The following is a 15,030-nucleotide window of genomic DNA, read 5'->3' on the forward strand; positions in this document are numbered from 1 at the left end:
AGCCGGGAGCCGGGAGCCGGGAGCCGGGAGCCGGGAGCCGGGAGCCGGGAGCCGGGAGCCGGGAGCCGGGAGCCGGGAGCCGGGAGCCGGGAGCCGGGAGCCGGGAGCCGGGAGCCGGGAGCCGGGAGCCGGGAGCCGGGAGCCGGGAGCCGGGAGCCGGGAGCCGGGAGCCGGGAGCCGACCTTCGGCTTGTCGCCGGAATGGCTTCTGGCGGATGGCGAACCGTTCGTCGACGGTCTCGTCCTGTCCCACCCGGAGCAGCTGGCACGGTTGCGCCGTGCCTGCCCCGAAGCCGTGGGCGCTTCCGTCGTGGCCGGGGACCCCTGCTTCGACCGGATGCTCGCCGCACTCCCCCACCGCGACCGCTTCAGGCGGGCGTTGGGCGTGCGCCACGGCCAGCGGCTCGTGGTGCTGAGTTCCACCTGGAACCCGGAGGGGTTCTTCGGCAGCGGTGACCGGGACATCCTGCCTGGACTGCTTCCGCGGCTGGCGGCCGAGTTGCCCGCCGACGGCTATCGGACCGCCGCGGTGTTGCACCCGAACATCTGGTACGGGCACGGGCCCGGCCAGATCCGTGCGTGGCTGGACGAGGCATGCCGCGGCGGACTCGCGCTGATCGATCCCGTCCGCGGCTGGCGACAGGCGATCCTGGCCGCGGATGCGGTGGTGGGAGATTTCGGTGCGGTCTCCTACTACGCCGCGGCGCTGGGGGTGCCGGTGCTGATCGCGGCGGACGGGCGCGACAAGCTGGATCCGGAGGCACCGCTCGCGTCCTTCGTCCGGCAGGCACCCCGGCTCGACCCGCACGGCCCCTTGCGTGACCAGGTGGAGCGACTGCTGGCCCGGGAGCACCCCCGGGCCGCCGCGGCGGAAGGTGTCACATCGGTTCCGGGGGCTTCGGCGACGCTGCTGCGGCGGCACTTCTACAGCCTGATGAACCTGCCCGAGCCGTCGGCCCCCGCCCTGCTGGAGCCGCTGCCCCTGCCCGCGTACGACCCCCCGCGCCGAACCGTCATGCTGCGTGTCCGGACCCGGGTCGACGGGGCGGACGTGATGATCGAGCGGTCCACGGAGCAGCCCTACGGCGCGGGCGGCGACACGCATGTCGCCGTGCACGAGGACACCCGGGACCCCGGCGCCCTGGAGGTGGCCGACGTGATCGTGCGCGACGGACAGCCGGACGACCCCCGCCTGGGTGGCTGGCGGGGCTGGACGGCGGAGGTCCTGCGCCGGTACCCGCAATGCGCCATGGCGGTGTTCGTCGTCGGCCCGGACACCTGCACGGTGCGGACCCGTGAGGGCGGCGTGCTCCGGCTGTCCGCAGGCACGGGCGCGGACGTCGATCCGGCGGCGTACGCCTCGTCGCTGTACGCGTGGCTGTCGGCGGGTGGCCGTGTGCCGCAAGAGCCCTTCACACTGCGCGTGCATGCCGCCGGCCATGTGCACCCGGTGTGCGTGGAACCCGTCGTGCCGCAGGACCCGTCAGCCGGCGGCCTCACAGCGCACCCGTAGACCGGAGAGGTACTGCACATGCGCTGCCGCCGCCGGGGTGAGCAGGTGTCCGGCCTCCGTGATCCTGGTCAGCGCCTCGGTGTTCCGGCCGGCCTCGTGGAGGGTCTCGGCGAGGTCCGTGAGCACCCGCGCCGTGTTGTAGGCCTCCCCCTGTTGCCGGAAGAAGTCGACGGCGGTCTCGAGAAGCCTCTGTGACTCTTCCAGTCGGCCCATGCCACGCAGAGCCCGACCCCGGTGGCGCTCGGTCAGCGCGAGGGCACGGGGCAGGTCCGCGGCACCTTCTTGGCCGGAAGTGATCTGCCGGTAGACCCGCTGTGCCTCGGTGAAGTGCTCGTACGCGGCCTCGTACTGCCACCGGTACAGGTTGAACAGGCCCAGCAGCTCGACAGCCGACGCCTCCCCCCGCAGGTGTCCCGCCGCCTTCTCGCAGTCGACCGCGGCGAGCGCCTCCCGGTCCGCTTCCTCCGCGTGTCCCAGCTGGTCCAGGCAGTGCGCGAGCTGGAAGTGCAGGGCCCCGGCCATGCGGGTGCGGGGCTGGTGCGCGTCGACGCAGCGGGCGGCGACGCGCAAGGCAGGCAGCACTTCGTCCCAGTACCCTGCCTTCAGTTGCAGCGGCCACAGTGCGCGGGCCAGCCGGAGAGCCGTGGTGACGTGCTGGTACTCCTCGGCCAGTGACACCGCCCGGACCACGTTTCCCGCTTCGGCGGCGAGGACTGTCAGCCCTTCCGTCTCGTCCCGGCACGGGGTCCCGTGCCGGGGAGCCGGTTCGGTGCGCCAGCTCTCCGGCAGGGCGGCGTGCGCGGCATGCAGGGCGCGGGTCAGTACGGCGTCCAGGCCGCGACGGACGGCGGCCGAGCATTCGGCGATGCCGTGTTCCGGAGCCGCCGCGTCGGCGAGGTACCGGCGCACCTCGGGCCGGTACCGGTACCGTTCGTCCGCCGTGGCCTCCAGCAGCTGGGCGTCGGCCGCCTCGGTGAGCATCCGGGCGGCGTCCTCGGGCGGGACGTCCGCGAGGGCCGCGGCCAGATAGGCGTCCAGACCGGGCCACGCTCCCAGTGCCGCAAGTCGGCACAGACGCGCGGTCGGTGGCCGCAGGCGGCTGCTTGCGTGCTGGACCGCCTCGCGTACCGGATGACGCTCACCGGCCCCCGTCGCCGGCGGCGGATCGGCGGGCTCTTCGGCCTGCAACCGCGCCGCCGCGGCCCTCAGGGCGAACGCGTTGCCGGCGCACTGGTCGAGAAGGTGCGGCATCCTGGCCTTGGCCCGGGTGAGGTTCTCCCGGCCTGCCAGGTCCCGGATCATCCGCACCGCGTAGCGGTTGCTCAGCGGCTGGACTTCGACGCGTTCGGCCTCCAGGGCGAAGGGCTGTCCGGAGACGACCACGAGCAGGAAGACACCGGGTGTGGAGGGGGTGAGGCCGCGGACCTGGGCCAGCGATGTCGCGTGGTCGACCACCACCAGGGCCTGGCGGCCGGCGGTGAGCCGGCGGTAGAGGAGTTCCCGGCCGGTACCCGTGGGCGGGATCCGCTCAGGCTCGACTCCCATGTGCCGCAGGAGGAGTGACAGGACCGCGGCCGGTGCCGGTCCGCTCTCCGTGGCCGTGTCACGCAGGTCGACGTAGAACTGTCCGTCCGGGAACCGGGCATGGTGCAGGGCGCCCAGGTGCAGGGCGACCGCGGTCGTGCCGACACCGGGCGGTCCGTACAGCAGCGCGACCCGCGGACGGCCGGCGGCGGGACGCGTCGCTTCCCTCGCCAACTGCCTCAGCACTTTCTGACGGTTGGTGAAGTGGCGGGGAGCGGGCGGCAGTCCGCTCCCCTGTGTGAGCGTCACCCCCTGCTGCGAGTGGGTACGCAGAAGCAGTGCCCACTCGCCGGCCAGCCGGGGGTCCTGCCCCAGGCGCGCATGCACCAGGCCGGCGAGGTCTGCCTGCTCCTGCGGGCCGGCCGGCAGCGGAGTCCGCCTTCCCGTCGTCCTTCGCACCAGGGCGCCTGTCGACAGAAGGAGTTGCTTGCCCATCTCCCCCGCGGCGCCGTTGCCCACTGACATGAGAAACGCGGTGAGCGCGCTGAGCGCCACGACCTCCAGCACGTCGGCCCCCTCCTGGTCCCCGATCCGGCCCTGGCCGGACTGTATCCCCGCGTCAGCGACCCGGAGAAACATTTCGGTCTCGGCGACCTCCACGTCGGACGGATGCGCCTCTGCTTCGCCATGGGGAAGGCAGCGCACCGTCGGAGGCCGCGATGCCCCGCACCCGCAACCCGTTCAGGGCTGGACAGGTGTGCCGGGGCTGATGGTGTGTGCCTTCTGGACGAGGGAGGGGCGGCTGCCGTCGTTCAGTCGGCGGCTCCACTGGGCGTCGGCCTGTTCGCGGACCTGTGGCTCCATCTCGGCGGGCGGTGGGTTCCGGTAGCGGTGAGTCTCGCCGAGCAGGACCTGGACCGTCCGCTCGCAGACCGGCTCGGGGTCGTACCTGTTCGTGCGGGAACGCCGGCTCGGCGTAGTCGTAGCGGCGGCCGGCCGGGGCGTCCCGCCACTCCTTTCCTTCCCCGTCTCGGACATCGTGTCGTTGAGGCCTCGGGTGACCGCTGCACCGCCCGCGGCGCGTCCGGAATCCGCGACGACGCCGTCATGGGCCTACGCGGTGGTCCGCCGTGCCTCCACCTCGATCTCGATCTTCATCCGGGGGTCGGCGAGACCGCACACGAGCATCGTGGCGGCCGGACGGACCTCGCTGAAGGCACGGCGCAGTACCGGCCAGCAGGGCTCGAACTCGGCCCGGTCGGGGAGCATGTAACGCACCCGGACCACGTCCGCGAACGTGCACTTCGCCTCGGCCAGTGCCGCCTCCACGTTCCGCAGACACTGCTCGGCCTGCTCCACCACGTCGTCGGAGATCGTCATCGTGGCGTAGTCGAATCCGGTCGTCCCGGACACGTGGACCCGGTCTCCGTCGACCACTGCGCGTGCGTAGCCGATCTGCTCCTCGAACGTCGAGCCGCTGAGAATGGAACGTCGCTCCGTCATGCGCGGCACGCTAAGTGATCAGCAGCGGTACGTCCACGGCTTTGGCCATGGAGAGATATCGCCGGGCGTACGGGGCACCCTCGCCTCGCACGGCTGCACGTGTTCGTCGTGCTCCCCGAGGAACTCCGCTTCGGCCGTGCCGCCACCCACCTGGCCGTCGCCCGGCCCGCCACCGAGTCGGCGGATCCGGCGCCTGGGGAGCACGGTCGGCCACGCGCTGTTCAACCGGCCGGGGACCCCTCCCCGCCGCCCGGCAGGCCCTCGCCGGCCTCGCGGACGGGCTGGCCGCGGCCCGCGGCGCCGACAGCGGCAGGGCCGGCCGCCTGCGGACCGGCCTCGCCGCCTCCTCCCGCGTGACCGCCCCGCCGCGCGCCTTCCGGAAGCCCTTCCCTGCCGTGCGGTGGGACACTCGGGAAACGGCCACCACACCGCGGCCGGCCGCCCTGCGGGAGGGTCACACCGCGTTCACCGCGTGGTGCACGACCGCGTCGAACAGGTAGCCCTGCGTGTTGTGGACGGTCGCGTCCGGCTGGGTCCGGCCCGTGCTGTCCGTCGCCCTGGCCAGCAGCGTGTGCGGTCCGGGCGCCTTTGGCCGCCAGTGGGTGGACCAGCGGACCCAGCCGTCGCGCCGGGGCGCGTCGCGCAGTCGGGCGGCATTCCAGGTGGTGCCTCCGTCGGTGCTGACATCGACGCGTACGACACCGCCGCCGCCCGACCAGGAGCGGCCGGTGAGGTGGTGGGTGACGCCCGCTGCCAGGGCGGCCTGCTCGTCCAGCTCCCAGGCGCTCTTGATCGTCTGCCGGGTCAGCGGCGCGCTCCCGCCGTCCGGGTGGGCGTCGCCGAACAGGCGGTAGAAGTCGGTGTTCCAGGGCGAGTACAACGGCCGGGCGGACACCTGGATGTCACCGACCCACTTGATGGAGGCGATACCGATCCAGGAGGGGACGAGGACGCGCACGGGGTGTCCGTGGTCGTACGGCAGCGGCTCGCCGTTCATCTCGTAGGCGAGCAGGACGTCGTCGAGCGCCTTGGACAGCGGCAGCGGACGACGGACCCGCCCGAGGACGGTGCCGTCCGCGGTGACGTAGTCGGCGTCGAGCCCGCGGGGCAGGACGTCAACGGCCCGGCGGCCGAGGCCCGCGCGCTTCAGGACGTCGGCCAGGCGGACGCCGCGCCAGCGGGCCGCGCCGATCGCCCCGAGGGTCCAGGCGGTGCCGCTGACGGACTGGCCCTGCTGGCGGGTGAAGAAGGCGCGGCCGTTGCCGGCGCACTCCAGGAACGCGCTGCGGGAGACGGCCGGAAGCTTCTTCAGGTCGGCCAGTGAGAACTCGACGGGCCGGTCACGGGTGAGGCCGTCGCCCCAGACGGTGAGGGTCCAGTCGGCCGCGGACAGGACGGGGGTCGCGGTGTGGTTGCGGACGAAGAACCGGTCGTTGGGCGTGTGGTAGCCGGTTCCCGCCAGAGAGGCGAAACGGGTCTCGGCGTTCGTACCGCGGACGGTGAACAGGTCCGCGGGCAGGGACTTGACGATGCCGTCCGCGGTGGACGCGGCGGCCGGTGCGCTCAGAGCCACGGGAGCGGCACCGGCGAGTCCGGCCGCGGCGAGGAGCCGGAGCATGTCCCGCCGGGAGACACCGTCGGCACGGGCCTCGCCGGCCAGCCACTGGCGCAGTCTGCGGCGGTCGTAGGCGGATTCGGGGGTACGCATGACGGCCTGCCTTTCGCAGGAGGGCGCGGACGGTCCCGCGCGGGATGGAGGGGCGGTGCCGTCCCGAGGCGGGGAGGCGTCCCCGTCGCGGGGGCGCGACGGCGAAGCGGGCCTGCTCCGGGGAACTACGTGGTGGGGATCAACAACAGCCGTACGGCACGAGGACGCGGGACCGCGGGGCGGTGAAGCGGCGTCGGCTGCGGATCATGCCGCCATCGTACGGACGGAACACGCCCCGCGCGTGGAAACCACGCAACAGCGGGCGAGGAGCACTGAGGTGCCGTTCGTGGCCTCGGACCGACGGCGACCGGGCCCTCGCCCACGCCGCCTTTGACATCGCTCGCCCATTCGTTCCTATGTCTGTTCATGTCGTCCCCTCACGCCTCCGTGCGCGCCGCCATCGAGCTGGCGCTGATCGGCGTGACTCCGCTCTGCGTGGCCGACATTCTCTGTCGCTGACGTCCGCCTTCGGCGCGTACGTCGCGTGCCACGACTCTCACGACCCCTTTCCGAGTGCCGCACCCACGCCGTGTGGTGTCCCCCTTCGAGAGGTCGTCTTCCGGTGCGCCATTCGCGCCGAGCCCCGGGATCCGGCCGTCCGGACACGGGTGGCCGAGCTGCTGGAGCGGGCCGGTCTCGACCCCGCGCACTACGCCCGCTACCCGCACGAGTTCAGTGCGGAGCGAGCTGGGCCTCACCCTGGTGTTCATCGCTCACGATCTGGCCGTCGTACGTCAGGTCGACGATCGTCTGGCGGTGATGCGGCACGGCCCTGTGGTGGAGTACGGGCCCGCCGAAGCGGTCTACGAGGCGCCGCGGGACCCGTACGCCAGGCAGCTCCTCACCTCCGTTCCCGCTCTCGCCCCGGGCCTCGCCGCGCTGCGCCGTGCGGAACGCCGGGCGCCGGCCGCGACGTGATCACCGACTCCGCCGCCCGCCCGCCGGTCCGCGGGCGGGCGGTGGGGCCCGGGACGAGTGCCCGACGCACCCGGCTTTGATAGGCAAGTGACGACTTGCCTACTCTGGAGGTGTGGCCGACGACCTTTTCAAAGCACTGGCCGACCCGACCCGCCGCACCATCATCGACGAGCTCGCGGAGAAGTCCGGACAGACACTGTTCGAGATCTGTTCGCGACTGAGCATGAAGCACCAGCTCGGCATCTCGCGCCAAGGGGTCTCCCAGCACCTCGCCGTGCTGGAGGCCGCCGGACTCGTCGAGACCAGACGTGAGGGCCGCTACAAGTTCCACGACCTGAACACGGCGCCGCTGCGGCACATCGTCGAGCGGTGGCTCGTGCGCGACACAACCGGACCGGAGGAGAGCACCTCATGAGGATTCACCTGACCAGCGTCTTCGTCGACGACCAGGCCAAGGCCCTGCACTTCTACACCGAGATCCTCGGCTTCGTGAAGAAGCACGACGTCCCGGTGGGCGAGCAGGACCGATGGCTGACCGTCGTCTCGCCCGACGAGCCCGACGGCACCGAACTCCTCCTGGAGCCCGTCGGCCACCCGGCCGCCAGGACCTACCGCGACACGCTCACCCAGGACGGCATCCCGCTCGCCCAGTTCGCCGTCGACGACGTGAAGGCGGAGTTCGAGCGCCTGCGCGGCCTCGGCGTGCGCTTCACCCAGGAGCCCCTGGAGATGGGCCCGGTCACCACCGCCGTCTTCGACGACACCTGCGGCAACCTGATCCAGATCGCGACACAGGCGCCGTAGGCGAAGGGGCGGCAACGCGCCCGCCCGCCGGCGCGGCGCGCGGGACGCCCTCGCGGCGGGCGGACCGCCCAGCCGCACACCGTGCGACCGGCGGTTCCGCGACCACGGGCTCCTCGCCGGTTACTCAGGGGTAGGCACACACCCTCTCTTGCTATAAGGTTCGTCAACAAGCAGACTGTATTACCGACGGTAATAGCAGCGAGGGATGAGGAACTTCCCCGATTCGACTCGAGGAGCCCCTGCATGGCCATCAACATCTCGCGGCCGGATCCCCGGAGCCACGCCTCCGGGGACGGCGTCGCGCGACGGCTGCTGGACTCGTCCGCGCAGCTCTCGTACGACCCGCTCACCGAGGTCGACTGGGAGACCCCGCTCGACGAGGACTTCCACGGCGCCAGCCCGGAGTGGAGCACCCTCTACGGGACGGCGTACTGGGAGGAGTTGACCGACGCTCAGCGCAAGGCGTTGACGCGCCAGGAGGCCGCTTCGGTGGCCAGCACCGGAATCTGGTTCGAGATGATCCTGCAACAGCTGGTGCTCAGGGACATCTACGCCAAGGACCCGACGGACGACACCTTCCAGTGGGCGCTCACCGAGATCGCCGACGAGTGCCGCCACTCGATCATGTTCGCCCGCGGCGCGAAGAAGCTCCGGGCCCCGGCCTACCGCCCCCACCGGGTGGCCGTCGAACTCGGCCGGGTCTTCAAGACGGTCGCGTTCGGTGAGGCGGCGTACGCGGCGATCCTGGTCGCCGAGGAGGTCCTCGACGTGATGCAGCGCGACTGGATGCGCGACGAGCGGGTCGTGCCGTTCGTCCGCACCATCAACAACATCCACGTCGTGGAGGAGTCACGGCACATGAAGTTCGCGCGCGAAGAGACACGCAGGCACCTCGCGCGCGCCGGACGCGTACGCCGTCAGGCCCACTCCCTCCTGATCGCCGTGGCGTCCTACGTCATCGTCACCAGCATGGTGAACCGGAAGGTCTACGCCAACGCCGGACTGGACGAGGAACGCGCCGTCCGGGAGGCAAGGGCCAACGAGCACCACAAGTCGATGATGCGCGCGAGCTGCGCGGGCCTCATGGAGTTCCTGTCCTCGGTGGGGCTGCTCACCAAACCCGCGCTGTACTTCTACCAGCGCGCCAACCTGATCTGACGACCTTCCGGCGAGCGGACGACATGGCCTTCGCGATCACCCAGACCTGCTGCGCCGACGCCACCTGCGTGGCCGTCTGCCCGGTCAACTGCATCCACCCCACGCCCGAGGAGCGGGCCTTCGGCAGCACGGAGATGCTGTACGTCGACCCGAAGACCTGCATCGACTGCGGCGCGTGCGCCGACGCCTGCCCGGTGGACGCCGTCCTCCCCGTCGACAGCCTGCCCCGCGAGCAGCGGGACTACGCCGACATCAACGCGGCCTACTTCGAGCAGCCCGGGACAAAGTCGCCGGTGGGACCGCAGACGGGGGCGGGTCCCGGGCCGGCCGACCGCGGCCCCACCTTCCACACCTGGGGCAGCCCGGCCTTCACCCGTGTCCTGCCGTCGGACTTCCGGCCGCTGCGGGTGGCGATCGTCGGCACCGGACCGGCCGGCATGTACGCCGCGGAGGACCTGTTGCTGCACACCCGGTCCGAGGTGACGCTGATCGACCGGCTCCCGGTGGCCGGCGGACTCGTCCGGTACGGCGTGGCGCCTGACCATCCGGCCACCAAGAAGATCGGCGACACCTTCGCCCGCTTCCACACCCATCCGCGCGTGCGCCTGCACCTCGGCCTCGACGTGGGCGGACACATCACGGCCGAAGAACTCGCCGCGCACCACGATGCGGTGATCTACGCCGTGGGCGCCGCGACCGACCGGCGCCTCGGCATACCCGGCGAGGACCGGACGGGCAGCATCTCCGCGACCACCTTCGTCGCCTGGTACAACGGACACCCGGAGGTCGCGCCGGACGCCGTCGACCTCTCGGCCGAGCGTGTCGTCGTGGTCGGCAACGGCAACGTCGCCCTGGACGTCGCCAGGATCCTGGTCTCCGACCCTGCGACCCTGGCCGGCACGTCGATCGCCGGCCACGCACTGGAAGAGCTGCGCCGCGGCAAGGTGCGCGAGGTGGTACTGCTCGGGCGCCGGGGTCCGGAACACGCCGCCTGCACCAGGCCCGAACTCCTGGCCCTGAAACGCCACACCGACCTCGACCTGATCGTGGACGACCACGACCCACTCATCGGGGCTGCCATCGACGCGGCCGGGCCGAAGGACAGGGCGGAGGTGCTCCAGGGCGTGCCGCGGGAGGCCGTCGACTGGTCGGTTCCGCCGGACAGGGCGGGACAGCGCCGCCGCGTCGTGCTGCGCTTCCGCTCCACGCCCGTGGACGTGTGCGGGGACGAAGCCGTCCGCGCGGTGCGCGTCACCGGCGGCGCCGGTGAGCAGGAGATCCCGGCCGGCCTGGCGCTGCGGGCGATCGGATACCGCGGAGTGCCGCAAGCGGGACTCCCGTTCGACGAGGCCACGGGTACCGTGCCGCACGAGCGCGGACGGGTGGTCGGCAGACCGGGGACGTACGTCGTGGGCTGGATCAAGCGCGGGCCCTCGGGAGGCATCGGCGCGAACCGCACGTGCGCGGCCGAGACGGTCGGCACGCTGCTCGCCGACGCGGTCGCCGGCGACCTGCCCGCGCCCACCGGCGGGCCGGGGGCGTTCCGCCGCCTCGCACGCCGGCGCCGCTGACCATCCATCGGACGGCCTCGCACCCCCCGCACCGCTGACGGGGCGCGCCGCCGGCTCCGCGACGCCGCCCGCCGGGCTGCGGTCGAGGAACAGCGCCGGCCACCACCCCCGGTACCGCCCCCGGCGGCGCGCCCACGGCGTGGGCGAGCACCCACGCCCCGTCGATCGCCCCGACCGCCAACGTCCCGACAGCCACCGTCCCGGCCACGACCTCCCCCGCAGCGACCCCGGGCCCGAGACGCCCAGGGTCGCCACGCTCCGGCGGGGCGTCCTCCCGGACACGGGTACACGTACTCGGGGCACCGGGTCCGCGTCCCGGCAGGGCTGGTCGAGCCACGCAAACGGAGGCCTTGACACCGGTTGCACCGGTGATCTTTCGCTGCGTAGTGTCCCCATGACACATCGGACAACCGTTCGCGTTGACCCCGCACGGAAACACCGCGTTCCAGCCGCGCGGCGCCCGCCACGGACATCTCCGCGGCCGTCGGTGCGGGACAACGGCCCCCGACCCCGGCCGCGCGCGTCGCCGATGCAGCGTGGGCCAGAGAGTGAGCTGACAGATGCAGCCGACGTTCGTACTGGTACACGGAGCCTTCGCGAACTCCTTCTCCTTCGCGCCGCTCCAGGCCGAACTCGGCCTTCTCGGGCACCGCTCGGTCGCCGTCGACCTGCCGGGCCACGGTTTCGCGGCAAGCTACCCGCATGCCTACCAGGCACCGCAGGACCTCGAAGGTCTCGCCACCACGCCGGGCTCCATCAAGGGGGTGACGCTCGCCGACAACGCCGCTCACCTGATCGGCATCCTGGAACGTGCCAAGGAGAACGGGCCGGTGATCCTCGTCTCGCACAGCCGAGGCGGCATCACGGCCACCGCCGCGGCCAACGCACGCCCGGACCTGATCGACCGCATCGTCTACGTCTCGGCCTGGTGCCCGGTCGCCCTGGACGTCAACGACTACTACGCCGAGCCGGAGATGGCCACGGTCGACGCCGCCTCGCTGGGTCTGGCGGTGGCCGGGAACCCGGCCGAACTCGGCCTGCTGCGCGTCAACTTCCGCACCGCGGACAAGGACGCCCTCGCGGCGTTCAGGGCCGCCTTCCTCGCCGACGGCACCGACGAGGAGTTCCTGACGTTCCTCAACACCTTCCAGCCCGACGAGAACCTGGACTTCGGCACCTCCGCCGACCGGGCGCAGGCGGCGACCTGGGGCCGCATCCCGAAGACCTTCGTGCGCCTGGCCGACGACGCGAGTATGCCGCTCGCCATGCAGGACCGGCTGATCCGTGAGGGCGACGAGCTCACGCCGGACAACCCGTACGACGTCCGCACCCTGCCGGGCAGTCACCTCAAGTGGCTGATCGACCCGGCCCCGGCGGCCCGGGTCCTCGGGGAGCTCTCCGCGCTCACGGTCCGGTCCGCCTGACCACGACCGGAGCGGGCGAGGCCTGCCGCCTCGCCGCCGTCGCGGTCCGAGGTTCCCGCCCGGCCCGGTGCGCCTTCGGGTGCCGGGCCGGGGAGGGCGTCGGTGACGTCCCGCCCCCGGCAGCGCGGCCGGTCAGGACGCGGGGCGTGCGGTGCGGCCCGGTGCCGCGACCCGGCCGGCGGGGCCCTGGGGGCTCCTGACGATCACCTGGTTCCGGCCGAGCGCCGGTGGCCGAAGAACACGTACACCCGCCGACGCCTCCTTGACTGGCGAACCAGCCGCCTCCATATTCACCACCACTGCGTCGGCGACTTCCATCGAGGTGACCAGTGAGAAGCCTGAGACCCTGGGCCGTCCTGTGGGCGGCCACCGCCCTCGCCCTTCTCACCACGGTTCTGATCCCTTCGTCCCCCACGGCGGCCTCGGCGCGGGGCAAGCCCGCCTTCGCCACTCAGCCCGCCAAGGCGGCGCTCGCCCGGCTGTTGCCGCGCCACGTCTCTCAGTTCACCCTCGTCCCGGTGCGCCGCCCCGCCTCCGGGGACTACTTCACCGTCTCCGGGCGCGCCGGCCACGTGCGCGTTCAGGGCACCAGTCCCGCCGTGCTCCTCAGCGGCGTCAACTGGTACCTGAAGTACACGGCCAAGGTGGACATCGGGTGGCCCGGGCGGAGCACGGCGAAGCTGCCCCGCACCCTGCCCGCGCCCGCCCGCCCGGTCCGCAAGGACGCGTCGGTACCTCACCGCTTCGCGCTCAACGACACCGACGACGGCTACTCCGGTGCCTACCGCGACTGGGCCTCCTACGAGAAGCAGATCGATCTCCTCGCCCTGCACGGCGTGAACGAGGTCTTCGTCCAGATGGGCGCCGACGCCGTCTACTACGAGACACTCCAGGAGTTCGGCTACTCCAAGGACGAGCTCAGGTCCTGGATCCCCGGCCCCGCACACCAGCCCTGGTGGCTGATGCAGAACATGTCGGGCTTCGCCGGGCCCGTCTCGGAACGGCTCATCGAGGACCGGGCCCGACTCGGCCGCAGGATCGCCGACCGGTTGCGCCGGCTCGGGATGACGCCCGTGCTTCCCGGCTACTACGGCACCGTGCCCCCCGGCTTCACGGAGAAGAACTCCACCGGGCCCGTCGTCCCGCAGGGCACCTGGGTCGGCTTCGAGCGGCCCGACTGGCTCGATCCCCGCAGCCCGGTGTTCCCCAGGGTCGCCGCCTCGTTCTACCGCCACCAGCGTGAGCTGTTCGGCGACTCCACGATGTACAAGATGGACCTGCTGCACGAGGGCGGCCGGCCGGGGGACGTACCCGTACCGGACGCCGCCAAGGCGGTGATGGACGCCCTCCAGACCGCCCGGCCCGGTGCTGTCTGGACCCTGATCGGCTGGCAGAAGAACCCCTCGCCGCAGATCATCGACGCCGTCGACAAGAGCAGGCTGCTCATCGTCGACGGCCTGTCCGACCGCTACGACGGTCTCGACCGTGAGACCACCTGGCACGGCGCGCCCTACGCGTTCGGCACGATCCCCAACTTCGGCGGCCACACGACCATCGGCGCCAACACGGCCGTGTGGACCGAGCGCTTCGACCAGTGGCGCACCAAGCCCGGCAGCGCCCTGTCCGGCATCGCCTACCTGCCGGAGGGCACCGGCGGAAACCCGGTCGCCTACGAGCTGTTCACCGAACTGGCCTGGCGCACACGCCCGGTGGACCACCGGGCCTGGTACTCGGCGTACGCGGAACGCCGCTACGGCGGTGCCGACCCGGCGGCCGCCCGGGCCTGGGAACTGCTGCGCCAGGGCCCGTACAGCACGCCGTCCGGAAGCTGGAGCGAGTCGCAGGACAGCCTCTTCGCCGCCCGCCCCCGGCTGAACGCCACCACGGCGGCCAGCTGGAGTCCCGGTGCGATGCGCTACGACCCGAGCACGGTGCAGCGGGCACTGGCCGAGTTGCTGAAGGTGGCGCCGGCGCTGCGCACCACCGACGCCTACCGTTTCGACCTCGTCGACGTCGCGCGTCAGGCCCTGGCCAACCGCAGCCGGACCCTGCTCCCGCTGATCCGGGCCGCCTACGAAGCAGGGGACCTGCCCCGTTTCCGTGAACGGGCCGCCGAGTGGAAGCGTGACCTCGCCCTGCTGGACCGGCTGCTCGCCACGGACACCCGCTTCCTCCTCGGGCCGTGGTTGGAGGACGCCAAGTCCTGGGGCGGCACGGAGGCGGAGAGGGCCGCCGCGGAGTTCGACGCCCGCTCGATCCTCACCACCTGGGGCCATCGCTCCGGCAGCGACACCGGCGGTCTGCGGGACTACGCCAACCGGGAGTGGTCAGGACTGGTCTCCGACTTCTACGCGATGCGCTGGACGACGTACCTCGACTCCCTCGACACCGCACTGGCCACCGGCCGTGCGCCGGTGCCCATCGACTGGTTCGCGCTGGAGAACGCCTGGAACCACCAGCGCGGCAGCTATCCCGTCAGGGCCTCGGGCGACCCCGTGGCACTCGCCACCGCGGTCCTCGACGCCCTGCCCGCATCCGGCACGGACGGCCGTTCGGCCGACGGCCCGGTCACGGCGCGCCCGGTGTCGTAGGGGCGGGTGCCCCGTCGGCCCGGACGGCCGGAGCACCGAACCACTTCGCCGGCTGGCCGGGTCCTCCGCCAGTCAGGCTCCCTGGAGTCCATCGACACGCGGGAGGCTGTAGTGAAGCACGTGGGCAACAGACGGGCCGGTCTGGTCGTGGCCGTGCTGAGCGGTATCACCATGGCCATGGCCTCCACCACCGCGCACGCCGACGACCGCCCCGACGTCATCGCGCACCGCGGATCCTCCGGCATGGCACCCGAGAACACCGCCGCCGCCATCGACCTCGCCGTCCGACAACGCGCCGACCACGTCGAAATCGACGT

General features: G+C 72.4%; 12 protein-coding genes and 2 pseudogenes. 10 read left to right on the forward strand and 4 right to left on the reverse strand.

Annotation, left to right across the window (positions count from 1 at the left end):
- The first annotated feature begins 189 nt into the window (after positions 1–189).
- Positions 190–1,512: a hypothetical protein gene (locus KUM32_RS25595; RefSeq protein ID WP_217144317.1), complete on the forward strand. Its 1,323-nt coding sequence runs from the start codon at positions 190–192 to the stop codon at positions 1,510–1,512.
- Here the strand turns inward: KUM32_RS25595 and KUM32_RS25600 are convergent.
- The 4 genes and pseudogenes from KUM32_RS25600 to KUM32_RS25615 form a co-directional block, all read right to left on the reverse strand.
- Positions 1,483–3,603: a tetratricopeptide repeat protein gene (locus KUM32_RS25600; RefSeq protein ID WP_217144318.1), complete on the reverse strand. Its 2,121-nt coding sequence runs from the start codon at positions 3,601–3,603 to the stop codon at positions 1,483–1,485. The two genes, KUM32_RS25595 and KUM32_RS25600, sit on opposite strands and share 30 nt — an antisense overlap.
- 174 nt (positions 3,604–3,777) lie before the next feature.
- Positions 3,778–4,054: pseudogene (locus KUM32_RS25605) on the reverse strand (short-chain dehydrogenase); the annotation flags it as partial.
- A 95-nt stretch (positions 4,055–4,149) separates the two neighbouring features.
- Positions 4,150–4,539, reverse strand: coding sequence for a RidA family protein (locus KUM32_RS25610; RefSeq protein WP_217144319.1), 390 nt, complete (start codon positions 4,537–4,539; stop codon positions 4,150–4,152).
- A 454-nt stretch (positions 4,540–4,993) separates the two neighbouring features.
- The gene (locus KUM32_RS25615; RefSeq protein WP_217144320.1) at positions 4,994–6,247 is read right to left on the reverse strand and encodes a sulfite oxidase; all 1,254 of its coding nucleotides are present in this window, start codon (positions 6,245–6,247) and stop codon (positions 4,994–4,996) included.
- A 366-nt stretch (positions 6,248–6,613) separates the two neighbouring features.
- Here KUM32_RS25615 and KUM32_RS45400 point away from each other — a divergent pair, with 366 nt between their 5' ends.
- From KUM32_RS45400 to KUM32_RS25655, 9 genes and pseudogenes are all read left to right on the forward strand, one after another.
- Positions 6,614–6,706: an Ms4533A family Cys-rich leader peptide gene (locus KUM32_RS45400; RefSeq protein WP_374227551.1), complete on the forward strand. Its 93-nt coding sequence runs from the start codon at positions 6,614–6,616 to the stop codon at positions 6,704–6,706.
- Positions 6,707–6,819: 113 nt separating this feature from the next.
- A pseudogene (locus KUM32_RS43775) lies at positions 6,820–7,165 on the forward strand (ABC transporter ATP-binding protein); the annotation flags it as partial.
- 112 nt (positions 7,166–7,277) lie between these two features.
- The gene (locus KUM32_RS25625; protein ID WP_217144321.1) at positions 7,278–7,580 is read left to right on the forward strand and encodes a helix-turn-helix transcriptional regulator; all 303 of its coding nucleotides are present in this window, start codon (positions 7,278–7,280) and stop codon (positions 7,578–7,580) included.
- Positions 7,577–7,969 (forward strand): VOC family protein, encoded by a 393-nt coding sequence (locus KUM32_RS25630; RefSeq protein ID WP_217144322.1) that lies wholly within the window; start codon positions 7,577–7,579, stop codon positions 7,967–7,969. Before KUM32_RS25625 ends, KUM32_RS25630 begins: the two co-directional genes overlap by 4 nt.
- Positions 7,970–8,212: 243 nt before the next feature.
- Positions 8,213–9,127 (forward strand): diiron oxygenase, encoded by a 915-nt coding sequence (locus KUM32_RS25635; RefSeq protein ID WP_217144323.1) that lies wholly within the window; start codon positions 8,213–8,215, stop codon positions 9,125–9,127.
- 23 nt (positions 9,128–9,150) lie between these two features.
- Entirely contained in the window at positions 9,151–10,698 is a 1,548-nt protein-coding gene (locus KUM32_RS25640) for an FAD-dependent oxidoreductase (protein ID WP_217144324.1), read from the forward strand.
- Between the two features lie 560 nt (positions 10,699–11,258).
- Complete coding sequence (locus tag KUM32_RS25645) at positions 11,259–12,122, forward strand: alpha/beta hydrolase (RefSeq protein ID WP_217144325.1); 864 nt, start codon at positions 11,259–11,261, stop codon at positions 12,120–12,122.
- Between the two features lie 329 nt (positions 12,123–12,451).
- Positions 12,452–14,713, forward strand: coding sequence for an alpha-N-acetylglucosaminidase (locus KUM32_RS25650; RefSeq protein WP_308408717.1), 2,262 nt, complete (start codon positions 12,452–12,454; stop codon positions 14,711–14,713).
- Positions 14,714–14,833: 120 nt separating this feature from the next.
- Positions 14,834–15,030: glycerophosphodiester phosphodiesterase (locus KUM32_RS25655; protein WP_374227550.1), on the forward strand; the 197-nt coding region annotated here is incomplete at its 3' end.

Source organism: Streptomyces sp. AC627_RSS907, assembly GCF_019049165.1.

Coding starts and splice junctions, on each gene's coding strand:
- KUM32_RS25635 (WP_217144323.1), top strand. CDS start 8,213: ATGGCCATCAACATCTCGCGGCCGGATCCCCGGAGCCACGCCTCCGGG.
- KUM32_RS45400 (WP_374227551.1), top strand. CDS start 6,614: ATGTCGTCCCCTCACGCCTCCGTGCGCGCCGCCATCGAGCTGGCGCTG.
- KUM32_RS25645 (WP_217144325.1), top strand. CDS start 11,259: ATGCAGCCGACGTTCGTACTGGTACACGGAGCCTTCGCGAACTCCTTC.
- KUM32_RS25640 (WP_217144324.1), top strand. CDS start 9,151: ATGGCCTTCGCGATCACCCAGACCTGCTGCGCCGACGCCACCTGCGTG.
- KUM32_RS25630 (WP_217144322.1), top strand. CDS start 7,577: ATGAGGATTCACCTGACCAGCGTCTTCGTCGACGACCAGGCCAAGGCC.
- KUM32_RS25615 (WP_217144320.1), bottom strand. CDS start 6,247: ATGCGTACCCCCGAATCCGCCTACGACCGCCGCAGACTGCGCCAGTGG.
- KUM32_RS25610 (WP_217144319.1), bottom strand. CDS start 4,539: ATGACGGAGCGACGTTCCATTCTCAGCGGCTCGACGTTCGAGGAGCAG.